We start from the raw sequence: 19,312 nt of genomic DNA, 5'->3' as shown, positions 1-19,312 counted from the left end.
TGCCCGACCTGCGCGGCGCCGGGCGGGGGCCCGCGGCGCTCAGTTGGCGTGCAGCGCCGCGTTGAGCTCCACGGACCCGCCGGCGCGGGGCAGCACCTCGACGACGCCGGTGAGGGAGTTGCGGCGGAACAGCAGGTTGGACAGGCCGGAGAGCTCCGAGGCCTTGGCCGTGGACCGATCGCCGTCGGAGTGCACGCTCACGCGGGTGCCGGCGGTGACGTAGAGGCCGGCCTCGACCACGCAGTCGTCGCCGAGGGAGATGCCGACGCCCGAGTTGGCGCCGAGCAGCACGCGCTCGCCCACGGTGATCCGCTCCTTGCCGCCGCCGGAGAGGGTGCCCATGATGGAGGCGCCGCCGCCGACGTCTGTGGCGTCGCCCACGACCACTCCGGCGCTGATCCGGCCCTCGACCATGGACTGGCCCAGGGTGCCGGCGTTGAAGTTGACGAAGCCCTCGTGCATCACCGTGGTGCCCTCGGCGAGGTGGGCGCCGAGCCGGATCCGGCTGGCGTCGCCGATCCGCACGCCGGTGGGGACCACGTAGTCCACCATCCGCGGGAACTTGTCCACGCTGTGCACGGTCACGTGCCCGCCGGAGGCCTTCATCCGGAGCAGCGCGAAGGTCAGCTCCTCGGCGAGCACGGGCCCGCGGTCCGTCCAGGCGACGTTCGCGAGCAGGCCGAACACGCCGTCGAGGTTCAGGGTGTTGGGGCGCACGAGGCGGTGGGAGAGCAGGTGCAGGCGCAGGTACGCGTCCGCGGCGTCGGCGGGCGCGGCGTCGAGGTCGATCACGGTCTCGACGATCTCGCTGCGGACGTTGCGGTCGGGGTCGGCGGTGGCCGCGAGCCGCAGGTCCGCGTCGAGGGAGGTGTCGACCGCGTCGGAGAGGGACGGGGTGGGGTACCAGACGTCGAGGACGGTGCCCTCCTTGGGGCCCGAGGCCACGACGGTGGCCAGGCCGAGACCGGAGGCGGGACGAGAGGTGGAAGCAGTCATGGCCTCCATCCTACGGGGGACGCCGGTCCCGGGCCGACGGGGCGGCGACGGCGGCCCCGTTATGCTGGCAGCCATGATCGCACCCGAGCTCGACCTCGCCGCGGACCCCGCCGACCTGACGGCCGCCCTCATCGACATCGCGTCCGTCTCGGGCTCGGAGGGCCCCCTCGCCGACGCCGTCGAGGCCGCGCTGCGCCGGCTCCCGCACCTCACCGTGCACCGGGACGGGGACGCCGTGGTGGCGCGCACCGACCTGGGCCGCGCCGAGCGGGTCGTGCTCGCCGGCCACCTCGACACCGTGCCCCTGCCGACCACGCCCGGCGCCCGCGGGACCGTCCCCTCCGCGTGGACGGGCGTGGACGGCGACCGGGTGCTGTACGGCCGGGGCGCCACCGACATGAAGGGCGGCGTGGCCGTCCAGCTCGTCCTGGCCGCGGCCCTGACCGCGCCGAACCGCGACGTCAGCTACGTGTTCTACGACCACGAGGAGGTCGACGCCGACGCCAGCGGGCTGGGCCGGCTCCAGCGCCACGCCCCCGAGCTGCTCGAGGCGGACTTCGCGGTGCTGCTCGAGCCCACCGACGGGACCGTGGAGGGCGGGTGCAACGGCACGATGCGCTTCCGCATCACCACCACGGGCCGCGCCGCCCACTCGGGGCGGTCCTGGATCGGGGAGAACGCGATCCACAAGCAGGCCGACGTCCTCGCCCGCCTGGCCGCCTACGAGCCGCGGACCGTGGCGGTGGAGGGGCTCGAGTACCGGGAGGGGCTCAACGCGATCCGGATCGGCGGCGGTGTGGCCGGCAACGTGGTGCCGGACACCGCCCACGTGGAGATCAACTACCGCTTCGCCCCGGACCGGAGCCCCGAGGACGCCGTGGCGCACGTGCGGGAGGTGTTCGCCGGCTACGACCTCGAGCTGACGGACCTCTCCCCGGCGGCGCGGCCCGGTCTGGACCGTCCCGCGGCCGCCGCGTTCGTGGCCGCGGTGGGCCAGGAGCCCAAGCCCAAGTACGGCTGGACCGACGTGGCCCGCTTCTCGCAGATGGGCGTGCCCGCCGTGAACTTCGGACCGGGGGACGCCCTGCTCGCCCACACCGACGACGAGCACGTGAGCGCCGACGCGGTCCGGGAGTGCTACCGGGCTCTGGCCGCGTGGCTCACGGACTGAGCACTCGAGGCCTGAGCGGCCGTCAGACGGTCATCTCCTCGGCGGCCATGGGCCCCTCGGCCGGCTTGGTCCGGCCCGCGGTCCGGTAGCTGAGGAACCGCGACAGCCACGCGGCCAGCGACGTCAGCAGGTAGTTGATGAGCACGAAGAGCAGCGCCACCACGAACAGGGTCTGCAGGATGTTGCCGTCCCCGGAGCCCAGGCGCCGGGCGCTCGCGAGCAGCTCCGGGTAGGTGATGATGTAGCCCAGCGCCGTGTCCTTGAGGATCACCACGAACTGGCTCACCATCGAGGGCAGCATCGCCGTCAGGGCCTGCGGGAGCTCGATCATCCGGAGGGACCGGGAGGGCGTGAGCCCGATGACCAGGCCCGCCTCGCGCTGGCCCTTGGGCAGCTGGTGCACGCCCGAGCGGATGAGCTCGGCGATGACCGACCCGTTGTAGAACATCAGGCCCAGCACCACGGCCCAGAACGGCACGTTGGCGGGTTCCACGAGGCCGGCGCGGCCGATCCCCAGGTAGAAGAAGATCATCATCACCAGCACGGGCACGGCCCGGAAGAACTCGACCACCACGGTACAGACGAAGCGCACCGGGGCCAGCTGGGAGAGCCGGCCCAGACCGAAGACCAGGCCGAAGGCGATCGAGAGCGCCACGGCCAGCAGCGCGGCCCGCAGCGTCTCCCACAGCCCCGGGAGCAGGAAGTTCTCCCAGGCCCGGGCTGTGAGCAGCGGGGACCACCGATCGGCGTCGAGCTGGCCCTGCTCGGCGAGGGCGCCCAGCACGATCCAGGCCAGCGCGGCGATCAGCAGGACGCCCACCACGTTGAGCAGGAGCGTGAGCCGGCGTGCGCGCGGCCCCTGGACGTCGAACAGGACGTTCTGGGTCTTGGAGGAGGCCATCAGCGCTTCACCGCCAGTTTCCGGGAGGCCCAGGTGGTGAGCAGGCCCACCGGGACGACAATGAGGACGAAGCCGAGGGCCACCACCAGGAAGATCGCGATGATCACGTCCGGGCGGAACTCGATCATGGTCTTCATGAGGGAGGAGATCTCGGTGACCGACGCGGCCGCGGCCACCGTCGTGTTCTTGGTCAGGGCGATCAGGGTGTTGCCGAGCGGGGTGATCGCCCCGCGCAGGGCCTGCGGGAAGACGATCAGCCGGGCCGCCGGCAGGAAGCTCAGCCCGATGGCCCGGGCGGCCTCGGCCTGTCCGGCCGGTACCGTGTTGACCCCGGAGCGGATGGCCTCGCAGACGAAGGCCGCGTGGTAGAGGCTCAGGCCGATCACGGCGTAGAGGAAGAAGTTCCGGTCGAAGTCCGAGGAGAGGTTGATGCCGAGCTGGCTCCACACCCCCAGGACCAGGAACACGAGGATGATGGTCAGGGGCGTGTTGCGGAACAGGTTGACGTACGTCGTGCCGAGCAGCCGCAGCGACGCGATGGGGGAGATGCGCATCAGGGCGACCAGCCCGCCGAGGACCGCCGAGCCGATCGCGGCCCAGAAGGTCAGCTGCAGGTTCACCCAGAAGGCGCCCGGCACGTCGTACTGGGCGAACAGACTGGCGAAGTCGGTCAGGTAGTCGTTCACGGGAGCTCCCGGGGGTCGGGCTGGTCCTGGGTCACGGAAGGCCCCTTCGTCGCGGATCGGTCGGCGTGCTGCGCGGTCGCGGTCCCGTGGCCGGCCGGGCGCCGGCCGGCCACGGGGTGCTCACGCGTCCGGGGTCACTCGCCGCAGGGCGCGGGCTCCGGCGGGTTGAGCTCGGCGTTGTAGGTGTAGTCGGCGCCCTCGGTGTTGGCCGTGACGGCCTCCTCCCAGGCGCCCTCGTCGATCATCTTGGTGATGGCCGCGTTGACCGCCTCGCACTGGTCGGAGCCGTCGGGCAGGCCCACGCCGTAGCGCTCCTCGGAGAAGGTGTTGCCGACCACCTTGAACTTGCCCTGGTTGGCGTCGGTCGAGGCGAGGCCCGCGAGGATGATGTCGTCGGTGGTCACTGCGTCCACCTGGCCGGACTCGAGCGCGGTGAGGCAGTCGGCGTAGCCGGGCTGCTCGACGAGGTTGGCGCCGGGCTGGTCGTCCTTGACCTTCTGCGCGGAGGTCGAGCCGGTCACCGAGCACAGGTTCTTGCCCTCGAGGTCGTCCGGACCGGTGATCGAGGAGTCGTCGGCGCGCACCAGCAGGTCCTGGCCGGCCACGAAGTAGGGGCCGGCGAAGTCCACGGTCTGGTCGCGCTCCTCGGTGATCGAGTAGGTCGCGAAGATCATGTCGACTTGGTCGTTCGAGAGCATGTTCTCGCGGTTGGCGGAGGGGGACTCGACCCACTCGATCTGGTCCTCGGAGTAGCCGAGCTCGCCCGCGACGTACTTGGCGACGTCGACGTCGAAGCCGGTGTACTCGCTGCCGTCGCGGTAGCCGAGTCCCGGCTGGTCGAACTTGATGCCGATCCGGACGGACTCGCCCGAGCCGCCGCCCCCGGTCTCCGTGCCGGACCCGCCGTCGCCGCCACCTCCGCACGCGGAGAGGGTCAGGGCCGCGGCCGCGGCCATCGCGGCCAGTCCGAGGGGCTTGCTGCTGCGCATGGTGTGCTCCTTGCTGTGGAGGTGGTGGCGTGTGTCGGAGGGGCGGGGGACGGTCAGTGGCCGAGGATCTTGCCGAGGAAGTCCTTGGCGCGCTCGGAGCGCGGATTCGTGAAGAACTCCTCGGGGGTGTTCTCCTCGACGATCATGCCGTCGGCCATGAACACGACGCGGTCGGCGGCCTTGCGGGCGAAGCCCATCTCGTGCGTGACCACGATCATCGTCATCCCCTGCCTGGCCAGGGCGACCATGGTGTCGAGGACCTCGTTGATCATCTCGGGGTCGAGGGCGGAGGTCGGCTCGTCGAAGAGCATCACCTTCGGCTCCATGGCCAGGGCCCGGGCGATGGCGACGCGCTGCTGCTGGCCGCCGGAGAGCTGCGCGGGCAGCTTCTCGGCCTGGTTGTCGACGCCCACGCGGGTCAGCAGCTCCATGGCCTGCTTCTTCGCCTCGGACGACGACTTCCCCCGCACCTTGACCGGCCCCAGGGTCACGTTCTGCAGGACCGACTTGTGGGCGAAGAGGTTGAAGGACTGGAAGACCATGCCGACGTCGGCGCGGAGCTTCGCGAGGGCCTTGCCCTCCTCGGGCAGCCGGTTTCCGTCGATGAGGATCTCGCCGTCGTCGATGCTCTCGAGCCGGTTGATGGCCCGGCACAGCGTCGACTTGCCGGAGCCGGAGGGGCCGATCACGACCACCACCTCGCCGCGCTTCACCTCCAGGTTGATGTCCCGGAGCACGTGCAGGTCCCCGAAGTGCTTGTTGACGTGCGACATGCGGACCAGGGCCTCGGCCGTCCCCGCGGCGGGGGAGGCCGGTGCGGCCGGCGGAGTGGCGTGTGACATACCGGAAAGATATCCCAGATTCGTTCCGCGTGATGCCGGACACGTTGCAATCGCGTTAATTGCGTACCCACCCGTAGCAATGTTGCGGCGCCCGTTCCGGCACGCTCGTCCGCACCCGCCCGCCGGAGGGCGGGCGCATAGCCTGGGGGCATGACCGAACTCCTCGTGGTCCTGTCCGGGCTCGTGCTGCTGCTCACGGTGGTGGGCGTCGTGGTCCTCGGCCGCGACCGGCTCGCCGACCGGGTGGCCCCCGCACGGGACGGGATCGCCGTGGGGCGCGCCCCCGGCGCGCCGCTCGTGCTGCCCGAGCACCCGACGGCGGAGGACCTCGAGCGGATCACGTTCTCCGTCCGGCGCCGCGGCTACGACCCCGCGGAGGTCCACGCCGTGCTCGCCCACCTCGCGGACCGGCTGCCGCCGCCGCCGGAGGACCCGCCGTCCCGCACGGTGCCCGGGGCGTGAGCACCCGGCCGGCCGTGGCCCTCCGGTGGGCGCACGCCCCCTGGTGGGCGCACGCCCCCTGGTGGGCGCAGGCCGTGCTGATCTGGGCGGTCTCCCGGCTCTGGGCGTGGGCCGTGTTCACCACGGTGGGCCGGCAGCAGGGCCCCGGCCCGTGGGGGGACGGCGCTCTGGGCTACCTCGCCTTCACCGGCATCTGGGACTCGGACTGGTACGAGCGCATCGCCCAGGAGGGCTATCCCGCGTCCCTGCCCCGGGGCGGGGACGGGCAGGTGCAGGAGAACGCCTGGGCGTTCTACCCGGTCTTCCCGCTGGTCGTCCGGGCGGTCTCGGCGGTCACCGGCGCGGGCTGGGACGTGGCCGCCTCGGCCGTGTCCCTGGCGGCGAGCCTCGGCGCCGTCCTGCTCGTCCACCGGCTGTTCCTCCGGTTCGCCCCGCCGACCACGGCGCTGTGGGGTCTCGCCCTCGTCGCGTTCAACCCGGTGGCCCCGGTGCTGCAGGTCCCCTACGCCGAGTCGCTGCACCTGCTGCTGCTCGCGGGGGCGCTGCTGCTGGTGGCGCGGGGGAGTCACCTTGCGGCCGCCCCCGTGGTGCTCCTCATGTGCCTGACGCGCCCGGCGGGGGTCCCCTTCGCCGCGGCCCTCGGGATCACGTGGTTCGTGCGCTCCGTGCGCCGGCACCGGGCCGGGGAGCTGCGCCGCGCGGCCGACGCCGTCGACGGGCTCCTCGCCCTCGCGGTCCTCTCCTGCGGCGCGGCCCTCGCCTGGCCGGCGATCGCGTGGGCCGTCACGGGCGAGCCGACCGCGTACACCGACACCGAGACGGCGTGGCGGGGCGGCGGAGGGCTGGAACCGGTCGTGCCGTGGTTCGACGCCGCCGTCGGACTGTTCGGACCCGTGCTGGGCCTCGCGGCGCCCGTGCTGCTGGTCGCGGGCGGGACGGTGCTGCTGCGTGCCCGCGTGGTCCGGGACCGGCTGGACCTGCTCACGCGCGTGTGGCTGGCGAGCTACGCCGTCTACCTGCTCCTCTTCCTCCACCCCCAGACCAGCACCTTCCGGCTGCTGCTGCCGCTGTTCCCGCTCGCCCTGCCGCTGGCCGCGGTCTCGGACTCGCGCGCCTACCGGGTGGCGTGCGTGGTCTTCGGCGCGGTGCTCCAGCTCGTCTGGGTCGGCTGGCTGTGGCACTGGAAGCAGCTGCCCGGGGGCGGGGACTACCCGCCCTGACCCCGTCCGGCCACCGCGCCGGCCACGCCGACGCGGCCCCGGGCCCGGGACGGTCCGGGCCCACGGCGGCGGCTCGGATAGGATGGGATTCACACCAATCGAGGAAGAGGAGTTCCCACATGGCGGCCATGAAGCCGAGAACCGGTGACGGACCGATGGAGGTCACCAAGGAGGGGCGCAGCCTCATCATGCGGGTGCCGCTCGAGGGCGGCGGACGGCTGGTGGTCGAGCTGAAGCCGGCCGAGGCCGCGGAGCTCAAGGAGTGCCTGGCCGGCGTCACCGAGTGACCACCGGCGCGGACGGCGAGGGGCCCGGCACCACGAGGTGCCGGGCCCCTCGGCCGTCCGAGGGTCCGTGCGGGGGACCGTCCGCGGGCCCGTCGGCCGGAGCCGGGCCGCGGGAGCCGGCCGCTCAGCGGCGGACGGCCAGCAGCAGGCCCGAGCCGGTCGTCAGCAGGGCGGTGCTGAAGCGCTCGTCCTCCCGGAACAGCCGGTGCACGGCCCGCATCGTCCGGGTGTTCTCCTCGCGGTTGGCCGGCTGCGCCACCTTGTCCTGGGACAGGGCGTCGTTGACCACGAGCATCCCGCCCGGGCGCAGCAGCCGGACCGCCTCCTCCGCGTAGTCGAGGGTCCCCTCGGCGTCGGCGTCGAGGAACACGAGGTCGTAGGCGCCGGCGCTCAGCCGGGGCATCACGAGGGACGCGCGGCCGGGGATGGTGCGGGTCCGGCTCGTCGGGATCCCGGCCTCCCGGAACGTGTCGCGGGCCGCGCGCAGCGCCCGGATGTCGGTGTCGATCGTCGTGAGCACGGACGTGCCGGGCAGCCCGCGCAGCAGGGCGAGACCGGACACCCCGGCCCCGGTGCCCACCTCGACCACCGTGGCGGGCCGTGCCGCCGCGGCGAGCACGGTCAGGGCGGCGGCCGTCCCCGGGGTCACCGGGGGGATGCGCAGGGCCAGGGAACGCTCCCGGGCGCGGTAGGCGAGCTCGTCCTCGGCGGCGAACGCCTCGGCGTACGACCAGCTCGTCGTCTTGTCCGCGCCCATGGTCCGCCCTTCGTCGCTGTAGTGGATGCGCGCCATCCTACCGGCTGGGCCCCTTCGCCCGGCCACCGTCCAGTCGGCATCCAGCTTGCCGGTCGATCATGGAGACGATCACGACGTCTTCCACGGACCCGTTCATGGACCCGTTCATGGTGCCGGCCGCGGCGCGGGGCCGGACCACGGGTCCGCCCGGACCGTCCCGCCCGAACCGCCGCACGAGGAGGACCGATGCCCCGCCCGGACCGCACCGCGCCGGACCGCCGCAGCAGCGCCCTCCCCGTGGCCGCGGCCACGGTGAGCGCGGTGCTCACCCTGGTCCTGGGCTCCGGCTACGCGGTCGGGCGCACGGTCGTGGCGCAGTCCGCGCACAGCGCCGAGGAACGGGTGCCGGTCTCGGCGTGGCACGGCACCCACGGGGTGCTGCACGCGGACGAGGTGTCCGCGGACCGGTTGCGCGCCGAGGGCTGGACGCTGCCCACCCTGGCCTCGGACAGGTTCCGGGTGGTCTCGATGACCCGGGGCGCCCTGTCCGGGCACCCGGTCGTGGTCGTCACGCTCCACCGCGGCGAGGACGAGGTCGTGGTGGTCGAGCAGCGCGGGCGGGTCGACCGGGAGAACCCCATGGACGGGCTCTCCGGGCTGCCCGTGAGCGCCGAGGGCCTCGAGCGCGTCGCCGTGGAGGGCGTGCCGCTGTGGGTGGACGCCGGGCCGCCGTGGCGCGCGGTGCTCGTGGGGGACGAGGTCGTCTACACGGTCTCCGGGGACTCCGGCCCGTCCGCGATGGCCCACGCCGTGGGTCTGGTCGTGGCCGACGAACGGGGGCGCGTCGTGGAACCGTCCGTGGGGGACCCCGGAGTCGTCGAGACGACACTGGTCGGCCTGCGCGAGATCTTCGGCTGACCGGCCCCCGGCCCTCGGACTGGTAAAATCTTCTCCTGTGCTCGGCATCAACGGCGGCGAAGCGATCATCCTGGTGCTCCTGGCCCTGTTCATCATCGGGCCGGAGCGGCTGCCGGAGTACGCGGAGAAGCTCAAGGAGCTGGTCAAGGCCGCCAAGCGCTACGCGACCGGCGCCACCGAGGAGCTCAAGGAGACCCTCGGCCCGGAGATCGCCGACGTCGACTGGCGCAAGCTCGACCCCCGCCAGTACGACCCCCGCACCATCGTGCGCCAGGCCCTGCTGGAGGACGACGAGCCGGCGCAGCCCGCCGCGCCGCGCCCCCGCCCCGGGCCGGTGCTGACCCGGCTGGCCCCGGGCGAGCGGGCCCCCTTCGACACCGAGGCCACCTGAGCCTGCGCCCGCCTTGCCGGACCGCGGGCCCGGCAAGGCGTCAGCGCGGCCCCAGGCCCAGCGGGCGCCCGGCGAGCCCGCGCGGGCGGGCGCCCAGGGCGTCGGCGACCGAGCGCAGCGCGACCGCGGCGGGCGAGTCCGGCGCGGACCACACGACCGGCCGGCCGGCGTCCCCGCCCTCGCGCAGGGCGACGTCGAGGGGCACGGCGCCGAGCAGCGGCACGTCGTAGCCCAGCCGGCGGGTCAGGGACTCCGAGATCCGGGTGCCTCCGCCGGCGCCGAACAGCTCGAGCACGCTCCCGTCCGGCATCGGCATGCCCGCCATGTTCTCGACCACCCCGGCCACCTTCTGACCGGTCTGCATCGCGAGGGCCCCGGAGCGCTCGGCGACCTCGACCGCCGCCTGCTGGGGCGTGGAGACCACGAGCACCTCCGCCGAGGGCAGCAGCTGCGCCACGGAGATCGCGATGTCGCCCGTGCCCGGCGGGAGGTCGAGGAACAAGTGGTCCAGGTCCCCGAAGTGCACGTCCGTGAGGAACTGCTCCACGGCGCGGTGCAGCATCGGCCCGCGCCAGGCCACCGGCTGGTCCGGGTCCACGAACATCCCGATCGAGATGACCTTGAGCACCCCGGCGCGCCCGGAGTCCTCCCGCGCCGCCTCGGGAACGTCCACGACCGGGGGCAGGATCATGTCCCCGACCTGCGTGGGCGCCCGGTCGATGCCGAGCAGGCCGGGGACGGAGAAGCCGTGGACGTCAGCGTCCACGATGCCCACCGACCGGCCCCGCGCGGCGAGCGCGGCGGCGAGGTTGACGGTGACCGTCGACTTGCCGACACCACCCTTGCCGCTGGTCACGGCGTGCACCCGCGTCAGTGAGGACGGGTCGTTGAAGGGGACGGTCCGGGTGTGGCCCACCCGTTCCTTGAGGGCGGTGCGCTGCTCGGGGGTCATCACCCCGATCTCGACGTCCACGGAGCGCACCTCGGCCACGGTCCCCACGGCGTCCCGGACGTCCCGCTCGATGGTCGAGCGGAGGGGGCAGCCGCTGATCGTCAGCAGCACGTGCACCGCGGCGTGGCCGGCGTCGTCGAGGCTGGCTGCGCGGATCATCCCCAGCTCGGTCACGGGCCGGCGCAGCTCCGGGTCGAGCACGCGGTCGAGGGCGGCGCGCAGGGCGGGGTCGAGGGCCTCGGGGGCGAGGACGTCGTCGGGGCGGGGCTCAGGCACGGGGGTTCCCTCGGGTCTCGGGGGTGGTGGGGCGGTCGGGGTTCCTGCTCCTGCGGCGGGCGGACCTCCTCGGCGGGGTCCCCGGTTCGTCGGCGTCGGGGGCCTCGTCCTGGGACTCCAGGATCTCCTCGAGCACCGAGCGCAGCTCCGAGCGCACGAAGTCGCGGGTGGCGACGTCGCGCAGCGCGATCCGCAGCGAGGCGATCTCGCGGGTCAGGTACTCGGTGTCGGCGAGATTCTGCTGCGCGCGGCGGCGGTCCTCCTCCTGGGTCACCCGGTCCCGGTCGTCCTGCCGGTTCTGGGCCAGCAGCAGCAGGGGCGCCGCGTAGGAGGCCTGCAGCGAGAGCATCAGCGTGAGCAGCGTGAAGTTGAGGTCCTTCGAGTCGAACTGCAGCTCCCGGGGGGCGATGGTGTTCCAGCCCAGCCACAGGGCCACGAACACCGTCATCCACAGCAGGAACTGCGGGGTGCCCATGAAGCGGGCGAAGCCCTCGGTCATCCGCCCGAAGGCGTCGGGGTTCGGCCGGAACCGGTCCAGCAGCCCGGGCCGGTGCTCGCGCGGCTGGTCGAGGGCGTTGCCGCGGGGGCTGACGCGGGGGCGGCGGGGCTCGCGCTCACTCATACCGCTTGCCCACCTTCCGGATCGGGGTCCCGTCGTCGGCGGTGCGCCAGTCCTCGGGCAGCAGGGCGTCGAGGACGTCGTCGATCGTGATCGCCCCGACGACCCGGTCGTGGTCGTTGACCACCGGGATGATGGTGAGGTCGTAGGTCGCGAGCTCGCGGGCGACCTCCTGCAGGGAGGCGAGGTCGGAGACCGGCTCGAACGAGCGGTCGATGAGGTTGCCCACGGCCTCGGGCGGCGGGTAGCGCAGGAGCTTCTGGGTGTGCACCATGCCGAGGTACTTGCCGGTGGGCGTCTCCAGGGGCGGGCGGGAGACGATCACGGCCGCCGCGACCGCGGGGCTGAGCTCCTCCTGGCGGATGTGCGCGAGCGCCTCGGCCACCGTGGCCTCGGGCGGCAGGATGATCGGTACGGGGGTCATGAGCGAGCCGGCCGTGCCCTCCTCGTACTCCAGCAGGCGCCGGACGTCCTCGGCGTCCTCGGGCTGCATGAGGGCGAGGAGCTCCTCGGCCTGGGCGTCGGGCAGCTCGTTGAGCAGGTCGGCGGCGTCGTCGGGCTCCATCTCCTCGAGCACCGTGGCCGCGCGGTCCGGCTCCATGTTGGTGAGGATGTAGACCTGGTCCTCCTCCGGGAGCTCCTCGAGGACGTCGGCGAGCCGGTCGTCCTGGAGCTCGTGGGCGATCTCGAGCATGCGCTTGGCCGACATGTCGTGGAGCTCGTCGGCGAGGTCGGCGGGCTGCTGCTCCTCGTGGGAGGCGACCCACTGGGTGGCCGGCTGGTGGCCCGCGGCGGACGGGTCGCCCGCGTCCTCCCAGTCGATGATGAGCGTCTCGTTGCGGCGGCGCATCAGGCCCCCGCCCGCACCGGTGCGGCGGACGAAGAGCTGCGTGATCAGCCAGTCCCCGGTGTTGCGCTTGCGCTCCATCGCCATGTCCTCGACCGTGGCCGAGCCGGAGCCGTCGCGCAGCACCACGGTGCGGTCGAAGACCTCGCCCACGGCGAGGGTCTCCGCTCCGCGCTGCTCGAAGCGGCGCAGGTTTACGAGCCCCGTGCTGATGATCTTCTCCGCGTCGATGCTGGTCACGCGGGTCATGGGCACGAACACCCGCTTCTTGCCGAGGACCTCCACCACGAGGCCGACCACGAGGGGCCGGCGGGAGGAGCGGCCGTACCGGGAGCTGCCGCGCATGAGCACGACGACGTCGCGCAGCCGCCCCAGACGGTCCCCCAGCGGGTCGAACACGTCGAGGCCGATCAGGCGCGCGATGAAGATCTTGTCGATGTGGCTGCTCACCGTACAAGACTACCCACCGGCTCCCCGGCGCCCGTCGCGGGGCCCGTCGCAGGGGCGGTCGCAGGGCCGGTCGCAGGGCCGGTCGCGCGCCGGGGGCCCGGTGCGGGGCGCGGCGGGGCGGGCGGATGGGGGAGAATGGGGGCATGAGCTCGCCACGGTCCCTGCCCCCCGCCAGTCCCGCCGTCCGCGGTCTGCCCCGCGGGGAGGTGATCGGGCGCTACGGCTCGTACGCCGACGCGCAGAAGGCCGTGGACCACCTCGCGGACGAGCAGTTCGAGGTGGACCGGATCGCGATCGTCGGCAACGACCTGAAGTCCGTGGAGCAGGTGACCGGCCGGCTCAGCTACCCGAAGGTCGCGGGCCAGGGCGCGCTCAACGGCATGGTCTTCGGGGCCTTCCTCGGGATGATCCTGTCGCTGCTGGGCGGGGAGCAGTGGCTGTCCACGCTGCTCGTGTCGGTGCTGATGGGCGGGGCCTTCTGGATGCTGCTCGCCACCATCACCTACGCCATGCAGCGCGGGAAGCGGGACTTCACCTCGACCAACCAGATCGTCGCCACGTCCTACGACGTCGTGGCCGCCCCCGAGGTGGCCCAGCGCGCCCAGCAGGTGCTGCAGGGGATGCGGGGTCTGCAGAGCCTGCCGCGCACGGCTTCCGCACCGCGGCCCACCCCGCAGCACGGACCGCAGGGGACGCGGCAGGGCTCCCCGCAGACCGGGACCCCGGGGCGGCCCCCGGCGGGGGCCCCGTGGCAGCGGCCCTCCTACGGCGCTCCCGCGGAGCCGCACGGCGCTCCCGCGGACCCGCACGGTGCTCCCGCGGAGCCGCCCCGCGGCCCCGCGGGAGCCGCACCGGCGGAGGGCCAGGGCGAGCAGGCCGCCGCGCCCGGCCGCTCCGCGATGTTCCAGGACCTGCCCGACGGCCGGCCCCAGTACGGCATCCGGCTCCCCTCCGGGGACGCCTCGGGGGACGCCGCCACCCAGGACACCGGTGGACAGGGCACCGCCGGTCAGGACGCCGGTGGACAGCACGCCGGTGCCCAGGGCACCGGCCGGCAGGACGCCGACGAGCAGGGCCCGGCCGCGGAAGGGGCCGAGCCGCCGGCCGGCGGGAGCACGTCCACCGACGCCTCCCGCTGACGGCGGCCGGCTCAGCTGGGGTCGACGCCCTCCCGGGCGTGCCACAGCCCGGTCATCCACGCCTCGACCTCGTCCGGGGTGCGGGGCAGGCCGGAGGAGAGGTTGACGTTGCCGTCCTCGGTGATCAGGACGTCGTCCTCGATCCGCACGCCGATCCCGCGGTACTCCTCCGGCACCGCGAGGTCCTCCTCCTTGAAGTAGAGGCCGGGCTCGATGGTGAACACCATGCCGGGCTCGATCACCCCGTCCACGTAGAGCTCCCGCTTCGCCTGCGCGCAGTCGTGCACGTCGAGGCCCAGATGGTGGCTCGTGCCGTGCGGCATCCACCGCCGGTGGTGCTGGCCCTCCGCGGAGAGCGAGACCTCGGCGGTCACGGGCAGCAGCCCCCAGCTCTCCAGCCGCCGCGCCAGGACCTCCATGGCCGCGGCGTGCACGTCCCGGAACCGGTTGCCGGGCACCGCGGCGTCGAACGCGGCGTCGGCGGCGTCGAGGACCGCCTGGTAGATCCGCCGCTGGACGTCCGTGTAGCGCCCGTTCACCGGCAGGGTGCGGGTGATGTCCGCGGTGTAGAGGGAGTCGGCCTCCACGCCCGCGTCCACGAGGATCAGCTCCCCGGGGATGACCCGCCCGGTGTTGCGGATCCAGTGCAGGACCGTGGCGTTGTTGCCGCACGCCGCGATGGTGTCGTAGCCGAGGTCGTTGCCGTCCGTGCGGGCGCGCGCGAAGAAGGCGCTCTCGACCATGCGCTCGCCGCGGTGGCGGTGGCCCGCGGCGGCGGGCAGCACGTGCACGATGTCGGTGAAGCCGGCGATGGTCGCGTCCACGGCCTCGCGCAGCTGCCCGACCTCGTGGGCGTCCTTGACCAGCCGCAGCTCGGAGAGCGCCTCGGCGAGCTCGCCGTCGAGGGCGTCCGAGGCCTCGAGGTCCACCCCGGTGTTGATCCGGGAGGTGTCCACCAGGGCGTCGACGTTCAGGTCCACCTCGCGCACGAGCCGCAGGCGCAGCCCGCCCAGCGCGGTGGGCCCGGCGTTCTTGGTGACCGCGTCCTCGAGGCCCCCGAGGTCCCGGGTGCGCAGCCCGTAGGCGGCCCCCAGCTCCTCCAAGGTGGGGCGGGGGCCGACCCAGAACTCACCGTTCTTGGCGTCGGCGTAGAACTCCTTCGAGTCCCGGCCGGCCATGGGGTGGAAGTACAAGGTGGCCTCGTGGTGGCCCCCGTCGTCGCCCGCGCCCTCCTCGACGGGCTCGAGCACCAGCACGGCGTCGGGCTCGTGGTCCACGCCCAGCCCCGTGAGGTGCGCGAACGCGGAGTGCGGCCGGAAGCGGTAGTCGGTGTCGTTGGAGCGGACCTTGAGCGGCCCGGCGGGGAGCACGAGCCGCTCGCCGGGGAAGCGCTCGGAGATCCGCCGCCGCCGCTCGGCGGCGAAGTCCGCGACCGGGGCCCGGTCCACCTCGGTGGGCTCCGCCTCGGCCCACTGGGACGCCATGAACTGCTGGAAGGCGGCGGAGTCGGGGCGCTGGGACCGGTTGTCGACCCGGTCCGAGAGCGGCTGCGTCGCGTCCTGGGGTGTGGTGCTGTGCTCTGTCATGATTCCTTTCCTCGCGTCGTCCGTCTCATCGTGCCACGGGAGGCGGCGGGCCGTCCGGCCCGGACCGGTATCGTGGAGCGGGTGAAGATCGACCTGCACACCCACTCGTCCGACTCCGACGGCACGGAGAGCCCGGCGGACGTCGCCCGCGCGGCGCACGCGGCGGGCCTGGACGTCTTCGCCCTCACCGACCACGACACCACGTCCGGTTGGCAGGCGGCCGGGGACGCCGCCGTGGCACTGGGGGTCGCCTTCGTCCCGGGCATGGAGATCTCGTGCACCACCGACGACGGGATCTCGGTGCACCTGCTCAGCTACCTGCACGACCCGCGGGAGCCGGGCCTGCTCGCCGAGGTCGAGTCCTCCCGCTGCTCCCGGCGCACCCGCGCCGAGCGCATGGTCGAGCTGCTGTCCGAGGACTACCCCATCGACTGGCACGTGGTCCTGGACCACGTGCGCGAGGGCGCGACCGTGGGCCGCCCGCACATCGCCGACGCTCTGGTCACCGTGGGGGTCGTGAAGAACCGCACCGCGGCCTTCGCCTCGGTGCTGCACAGCCGCTCCCGCTACTACGTCCCGCACTACGCCCCGGACCCGGTGCACGCGGTGCGCCTCGTCCGGGCCGCCGGCGGCGTTCCCGTCTTCGCGCACCCGCTCGCCGCGGCCCGCGGCCGGGTGGTCGGCCCGGAGGTCTTCGAAGCCATGATCGACGCCGGCCTCGGAGGGCTCGAGGTCGCGCACCGCGACAACCCCGACGACGCCCGGGCCCGGCTCGTCCGGATGGCCTCCGAGCACGACCTGGTGGTCACGGGCTCGAGCGACTACCACGGGGCCGGCAAGCCCAACCGGCTGGGGGAGAACCTGACCTCCGTCCAGTCGCTCGTGCGGATCGAGGAGCAGGCCGGCTCCGGCGTCCCCGTGCGCTATCCCTGACACCCCTGTCCCACCGGGCGGAGCGCGTGCTCAGTCCCAGACGGTCGCGCCCGGCAGGCGCGCGCGCATGACCTCGATCGCCTCCGGGTTGCGGTCCACGCACACGAACCGCCGGTCGAGCTGCCCGGCGGCGGCGCCGAGCGTCCCGGAGCCGGCGAAGAAGTCCAGCACCCAGTCACCGCGGGCGGAGCTCGCGGCGACCATCCGCCGCACCAGGCCCACGGGCTTCTGCGTGGGGTAGCCGGTCTTCTCCCGGCCGGTGGGGGAGACGATGGTGTGCCACCACACGTCCGTGGGCAGCTTGCCCAGCCGGACCTTCTCCGGGGTCACCAGACCGGGGGCCATGTACGGCTCCCGGTCCACCTCGGCGCTGTCGAACAAGTACCGCTCCGGGTCCTTGACGTACACCAGGACGTTGTCGTGCTTGGCGGGCCAGCGACGGCGGGAGCGCCCCCCGTAGTCGTAGGCCCAGATGATCTCGTTGAGGAAGCACTCCCGGCCGAAGATCGCGTCCAGCATGACCTTCGCGTAGTGCACCTCCCGGTAGTCCAGGTGCAGGTACAGCGTCCCGTCGTCGGCGAGCACCCGCCACGCCTCCCGCAGGCGGGGCTCCAGGAACCCCCAGTAGTCGGCGAACGCGTCGTCGTAGCTGCGCAGGGCCCCCAGCACGGTCGTGTAGGAGCGGCCGGCGAAGCCGGTGCGGTCGCCCTCGCCGGCGGCGGCCGGCGTCACGGTGGACTCCCGGCGGCGCTGGGTGCGGCCCGTGTTGAAGGGGGGGTCCACGTAGATCATGCGGAAGGCCCCGCCGGGCAGCCGCCGCAGGAGATCCAGGTTCTCCGCGGCGACCACCGCGTCGGGGCCCTCGGCGTCGAAGGCGAAGGGGCTCACTCGCCGGCGGTGTCGCTCTGCTCCTGCGCGGCCCCGCCGCTGCGGCGGCGCCGACGGCGCCGGGTGGTGCCGTCCGAGGTGCGCTCCACCGAGGTCTCCCGGGAGGCCTCGGAGGCCGTCTCCCGCGACTTCCCCCGGGGGCCCCGGCCGTCCTCGCGCGGAGCGGCCGGCGCCGCGGCGTCGTCGCGGAGCACGCGACCACGACGGCCCTCGCCACGGCCGGCGCCGCGGCCCTCGCCACGGCCCTCGCCGCGGCGGGAGTCGCCGCGGTCGCGCGAGCGCCCGTCCCGGCCGTCGCCGCGAGGACCGCTCTTGCGTCCGCCGGGCTCGCCGAGGTCCTCGAGCACCTCGGCGCCCAGCCCCTCGTGGGTGCGCTTGGAGCGGGGGAGCCGGCCCTTCGTGCCCTTCGGGATGCTCAGCTCCTCGTACAGGTGCTCGGAGGACGAGTAGGTCTCGCGGGGCTCGGGGATGCCGAGCTCCAGGGCCTTGTCGATCAGACGCCAGCGGGGGATGTCGTCCCAGTCCACGAACGTCACGGCCGTGCCCTTGTTGCCGGCCCGGCCCGTGCGGCCGGTGCGGTGCAGGTAGGTCTTCTCGTCCTCGGGGCACTGGAAGTTGATGACGTGCGTGACGTCCTCGACGTCGATGCCGCGGGCGGCGACGTCCGTGGCCACGAGCACGTCGACCTTGTTGTTGCGGAACGCGCGCAGCGCCTGCTCGCGCGCGCCCTGGCCCAGGTCGCCGTGCAGCGGGGCGGCGGCGAAGCCGCGGGTGATCAGCTCGTCCGCGAGCTTGGCCGCGGCCCGCTTGGTCTTGGTGAACACGATCGTGCGTCCCCGGCCCTCGGCCTGCAGGATCCGGGCCACGACCTCGTCCTTGTCGAGCTGGTGCGCCCGGTAGACCACCTGGCGGATGTCCTTCTTGGTGGCGCCCTCGTCCGGCGCGGCGGCCCGGATGTGCATGGGCTTGGTCATGTAGCGGCGGGCCATGGCCACCACGGGCCCGGGCATCGTCGCGGAGAACAGCATGGTCTGCCGGACCTCGGGCACGGCCGAGAGCAGCTTCTCGACGTCGGGCAGGAACCCGAGGTCGAGCATCTCGTCGGCCTCGTCGAGCACCACGGCCCGCACGGCGGAGAGGTCGAGGTGGCGCTGCCGGTTGAGGTCGATGAGCCGGCCGGGGGTTCCGACGACGACCTCGACGCCCGCCTGCAGCTGCTCGATCTGGGGCTCGTAGGCGCGGCCGCCGTAGATGGTCGCCACCCGGGCGTTGCGGGTCCGCGCGGCGGTCGCCAGGTCGTGGCCGACCTGGACGGCGAGCTCGCGGGTGGGCACCACGATGAGCGCCTGCGGGGCGCCGGGCTTCTTCAGCTGGTCCCACCCCGCATCGCCGCGGCCCACGACGCGCTGGACCACGGGGATGCCGAAGCCGAGGGTCTTGCCCGTGCCGGTCTTGGCCTGGCCGATGATGTCCTGCCCGGATAGCGCCACCGGCAGGGTCATGGCCTGGATGGGGAAGGGGTGGACGATGCCCTCGGCCGCGAGGGAGTCCACGATGTCCTGGCGCACCCCGAACTCGGCGAAGTCCTGGGGCAGCGGCTCGGGGTGCTCGGTGGTCTCGACGACCACCTCGGGGGTGCCGTCGAGGGCGGTCTCGTCGCCGGGCGCGGCGTCCGGTGCGGTGTCGGTGATGTAGTCGGTCACGGTCGGGTTCCTTCGTTCGGGCACGCCCGCTGAAGAGAGGGGACCTCAGGGTCCGGCCTCGGGGCCGCCGTGCTGGCGGACGCCGGGGGCGTGCGTTGGGTGGAAGCCGATCGTGAGCGTGCGCCGCCTCGACCGGGCGGGCCACGGGAGCGTGGCGCCCGGATCCGGTCCTGCGCGAGGCCGCCATGCGGGGCCTGTTCGCGGGGAGCGGGGGCGAGTAGGTGTCTGTCGTTCGTGGGATCGCGGGTACGACCGGTCATCCAGTGCGCTTAACAGTGTAGCCCGACGACCGCGCACGCTCCGTGCGGTCGCCGGGCCGG

General features: G+C 73.6%; 20 protein-coding genes. 8 read left to right on the top strand and 12 right to left on the bottom strand.

Going from position 1 to position 19,312, the window contains the following annotated elements; genetic code table 11:
- Positions 1–39: 39 nt before the first annotated feature.
- Positions 40–1,005, bottom strand: coding sequence for a 2,3,4,5-tetrahydropyridine-2,6-dicarboxylate N-succinyltransferase (gene dapD / locus ACYVM4_RS04065; protein ID WP_368820301.1), 966 nt, complete (start codon positions 1,003–1,005; stop codon positions 40–42).
- A gap of 52 nt (positions 1,006–1,057) precedes the next feature.
- Here dapD and dapE point away from each other — a divergent pair, with 52 nt between their 5' ends.
- Positions 1,058–2,167 carry a succinyl-diaminopimelate desuccinylase gene (dapE, locus tag ACYVM4_RS04060; RefSeq protein ID WP_368820300.1) on the top strand — a complete coding sequence of 370 codons (1,110 nt, stop codon included), beginning with the start codon at positions 1,058–1,060 and terminating at the stop codon, positions 2,165–2,167.
- A gap of 22 nt (positions 2,168–2,189) precedes the next feature.
- On the opposite strand, the gene ACYVM4_RS04055 is transcribed toward dapE, so the two are convergent.
- From ACYVM4_RS04055 to ACYVM4_RS04040, 4 genes are all read right to left on the bottom strand, one after another.
- Complete coding sequence (locus ACYVM4_RS04055) at positions 2,190–3,068, bottom strand: amino acid ABC transporter permease (RefSeq protein ID WP_368820299.1); 879 nt, start codon at positions 3,066–3,068, stop codon at positions 2,190–2,192.
- Positions 3,068–3,754 carry an amino acid ABC transporter permease gene (locus ACYVM4_RS04050; protein ID WP_368820298.1) on the bottom strand — a complete coding sequence of 229 codons (687 nt, stop codon included), beginning with the start codon at positions 3,752–3,754 and terminating at the stop codon, positions 3,068–3,070. The genes ACYVM4_RS04055 and ACYVM4_RS04050 overlap by 1 nt, the downstream gene beginning before the upstream one ends.
- A 134-nt stretch (positions 3,755–3,888) precedes the next feature.
- Complete coding sequence (locus ACYVM4_RS04045; protein ID WP_368820297.1) at positions 3,889–4,743, bottom strand: glutamate ABC transporter substrate-binding protein; 855 nt, start codon at positions 4,741–4,743, stop codon at positions 3,889–3,891.
- Positions 4,744–4,796: 53 nt separating this feature from the next.
- Entirely contained in the window at positions 4,797–5,516 is a 720-nt protein-coding gene (locus tag ACYVM4_RS04040) for an amino acid ABC transporter ATP-binding protein (RefSeq protein WP_438612793.1), read from the bottom strand.
- A gap of 219 nt (positions 5,517–5,735) precedes the next feature.
- On the opposite strand from ACYVM4_RS04040, the gene ACYVM4_RS04035 reads away from it, so the two are divergent.
- The 3 genes from ACYVM4_RS04035 (at position 5,736) to ACYVM4_RS04025 (ending at position 7,554) form a co-directional block, all read left to right on the top strand.
- On the top strand, positions 5,736–6,047 hold the full coding sequence (locus ACYVM4_RS04035) for a DivIVA domain-containing protein (RefSeq protein WP_368820296.1): 312 nt from the start codon (positions 5,736–5,738) through the stop codon (positions 6,045–6,047).
- Complete coding sequence (locus ACYVM4_RS04030) at positions 6,044–7,267, top strand: hypothetical protein (protein ID WP_460667731.1); 1,224 nt, start codon at positions 6,044–6,046, stop codon at positions 7,265–7,267. Before ACYVM4_RS04035 ends, ACYVM4_RS04030 begins: the two co-directional genes overlap by 4 nt.
- Before the next feature lie 119 nt (positions 7,268–7,386).
- Complete coding sequence (locus tag ACYVM4_RS04025) at positions 7,387–7,554, top strand: DUF3117 domain-containing protein (RefSeq protein WP_017833415.1); 168 nt, start codon at positions 7,387–7,389, stop codon at positions 7,552–7,554.
- Between the two features lie 124 nt (positions 7,555–7,678).
- Here the strand turns inward: ACYVM4_RS04025 and ACYVM4_RS04020 are convergent, their stop codons facing one another.
- Positions 7,679–8,311 (bottom strand): O-methyltransferase, encoded by a 633-nt coding sequence (locus ACYVM4_RS04020; protein WP_368820360.1) that lies wholly within the window; start codon positions 8,309–8,311, stop codon positions 7,679–7,681.
- A gap of 225 nt (positions 8,312–8,536) precedes the next feature.
- Here ACYVM4_RS04020 and ACYVM4_RS04015 point away from each other — a divergent pair, with 225 nt between their 5' ends.
- Both ACYVM4_RS04015 and ACYVM4_RS04010 read left to right on the top strand, forming a co-directional pair.
- Positions 8,537–9,208 carry a hypothetical protein gene (locus tag ACYVM4_RS04015; RefSeq protein ID WP_460667730.1) on the top strand — a complete coding sequence of 224 codons (672 nt, stop codon included), beginning with the start codon at positions 8,537–8,539 and terminating at the stop codon, positions 9,206–9,208.
- A 37-nt stretch (positions 9,209–9,245) separates the two neighbouring features.
- Entirely contained in the window at positions 9,246–9,599 is a 354-nt protein-coding gene (locus tag ACYVM4_RS04010) for a Sec-independent protein translocase family protein (protein WP_368820293.1), read from the top strand.
- Between the two features lie 40 nt (positions 9,600–9,639).
- Here ACYVM4_RS04010 and ACYVM4_RS04005 read toward each other — a convergent pair whose 3' ends face one another.
- The 3 genes from ACYVM4_RS04005 to ACYVM4_RS03995 are packed head-to-tail and all read right to left on the bottom strand — an operon-like array spanning position 9,640 to position 12,743.
- On the bottom strand, positions 9,640–10,827 hold the full coding sequence (locus ACYVM4_RS04005; RefSeq protein ID WP_368820292.1) for an Mrp/NBP35 family ATP-binding protein: 1,188 nt from the start codon (positions 10,825–10,827) through the stop codon (positions 9,640–9,642).
- Positions 10,820–11,449 carry a DUF1003 domain-containing protein gene (locus tag ACYVM4_RS04000; RefSeq protein WP_368820291.1) on the bottom strand — a complete coding sequence of 210 codons (630 nt, stop codon included), beginning with the start codon at positions 11,447–11,449 and terminating at the stop codon, positions 10,820–10,822. Before ACYVM4_RS04000 ends, ACYVM4_RS04005 begins: the two co-directional genes overlap by 8 nt.
- A complete protein-coding gene (locus ACYVM4_RS03995; RefSeq protein ID WP_368820290.1) occupies positions 11,442–12,743 on the bottom strand; it encodes a magnesium transporter MgtE N-terminal domain-containing protein in 1,302 nt (433 codons plus the stop codon). Before ACYVM4_RS03995 ends, ACYVM4_RS04000 begins: the two co-directional genes overlap by 8 nt.
- Positions 12,744–12,886: 143 nt before the next feature.
- On the opposite strand from ACYVM4_RS03995, the gene ACYVM4_RS03990 reads away from it, so the two are divergent.
- Complete coding sequence (locus ACYVM4_RS03990; protein WP_460667729.1) at positions 12,887–13,882, top strand: YflT domain-containing protein; 996 nt, start codon at positions 12,887–12,889, stop codon at positions 13,880–13,882.
- A gap of 11 nt (positions 13,883–13,893) precedes the next feature.
- Here ACYVM4_RS03990 and ACYVM4_RS03985 read toward each other — a convergent pair whose 3' ends face one another.
- On the bottom strand, positions 13,894–15,468 hold the full coding sequence (locus ACYVM4_RS03985; RefSeq protein WP_368820288.1) for an aminopeptidase P family protein: 1,575 nt from the start codon (positions 15,466–15,468) through the stop codon (positions 13,894–13,896).
- Between the two features lie 81 nt (positions 15,469–15,549).
- Here ACYVM4_RS03985 and ACYVM4_RS03980 point away from each other — a divergent pair, with 81 nt between their 5' ends.
- Positions 15,550–16,401, top strand: a complete 852-nt coding sequence (locus ACYVM4_RS03980; protein WP_460667728.1) for a PHP domain-containing protein — start codon at positions 15,550–15,552, stop codon at positions 16,399–16,401.
- 30 nt (positions 16,402–16,431) lie between these two features.
- Here the strand turns inward: ACYVM4_RS03980 and ACYVM4_RS03975 are convergent, their stop codons facing one another.
- Positions 16,432–17,289, bottom strand: coding sequence for a DNA-methyltransferase (locus ACYVM4_RS03975; protein WP_368820286.1), 858 nt, complete (start codon positions 17,287–17,289; stop codon positions 16,432–16,434).
- Positions 17,286–18,992 carry a DEAD/DEAH box helicase gene (locus tag ACYVM4_RS03970; protein WP_460667727.1) on the bottom strand — a complete coding sequence of 569 codons (1,707 nt, stop codon included), beginning with the start codon at positions 18,990–18,992 and terminating at the stop codon, positions 17,286–17,288. Before ACYVM4_RS03970 ends, ACYVM4_RS03975 begins: the two co-directional genes overlap by 4 nt.
- Positions 18,993–19,312 lie beyond the last annotated feature (320 nt).

Source organism: Kocuria himachalensis (genome assembly GCF_054784195.1).
The sequence above is the reverse complement of the archived record's forward strand: the minus strand, read 5'-3'. Positions and strand labels throughout refer to the sequence as shown.

Coding starts and splice junctions, on each gene's coding strand:
- ACYVM4_RS04020 (WP_368820360.1), bottom strand. CDS start 8,311: ATGGGCGCGGACAAGACGACGAGCTGGTCGTACGCCGAGGCGTTCGCC.
- ACYVM4_RS04045 (WP_368820297.1), bottom strand. CDS start 4,743: ATGCGCAGCAGCAAGCCCCTCGGACTGGCCGCGATGGCCGCGGCCGCG.
- ACYVM4_RS04035 (WP_368820296.1), top strand. CDS start 5,736: ATGACCGAACTCCTCGTGGTCCTGTCCGGGCTCGTGCTGCTGCTCACG.
- ACYVM4_RS04025 (WP_017833415.1), top strand. CDS start 7,387: ATGGCGGCCATGAAGCCGAGAACCGGTGACGGACCGATGGAGGTCACC.
- ACYVM4_RS04040 (WP_438612793.1), bottom strand. CDS start 5,516: ATGTCGCACGTCAACAAGCACTTCGGGGACCTGCACGTGCTCCGGGAC.
- ACYVM4_RS03990 (WP_460667729.1), top strand. CDS start 12,887: ATGAGCTCGCCACGGTCCCTGCCCCCCGCCAGTCCCGCCGTCCGCGGT.
- dapE (WP_368820300.1), top strand. CDS start 1,058: ATGCTGGCAGCCATGATCGCACCCGAGCTCGACCTCGCCGCGGACCCC.
- dapD (WP_368820301.1), bottom strand. CDS start 1,005: ATGGAGGCCATGACTGCTTCCACCTCTCGTCCCGCCTCCGGTCTCGGC.
- ACYVM4_RS04015 (WP_460667730.1), top strand. CDS start 8,537: ATGCCCCGCCCGGACCGCACCGCGCCGGACCGCCGCAGCAGCGCCCTC.
- ACYVM4_RS04055 (WP_368820299.1), bottom strand. CDS start 3,068: ATGGCCTCCTCCAAGACCCAGAACGTCCTGTTCGACGTCCAGGGGCCG.
- ACYVM4_RS04000 (WP_368820291.1), bottom strand. CDS start 11,449: ATGAGTGAGCGCGAGCCCCGCCGCCCCCGCGTCAGCCCCCGCGGCAAC.
- ACYVM4_RS03985 (WP_368820288.1), bottom strand. CDS start 15,468: ATGACAGAGCACAGCACCACACCCCAGGACGCGACGCAGCCGCTCTCG.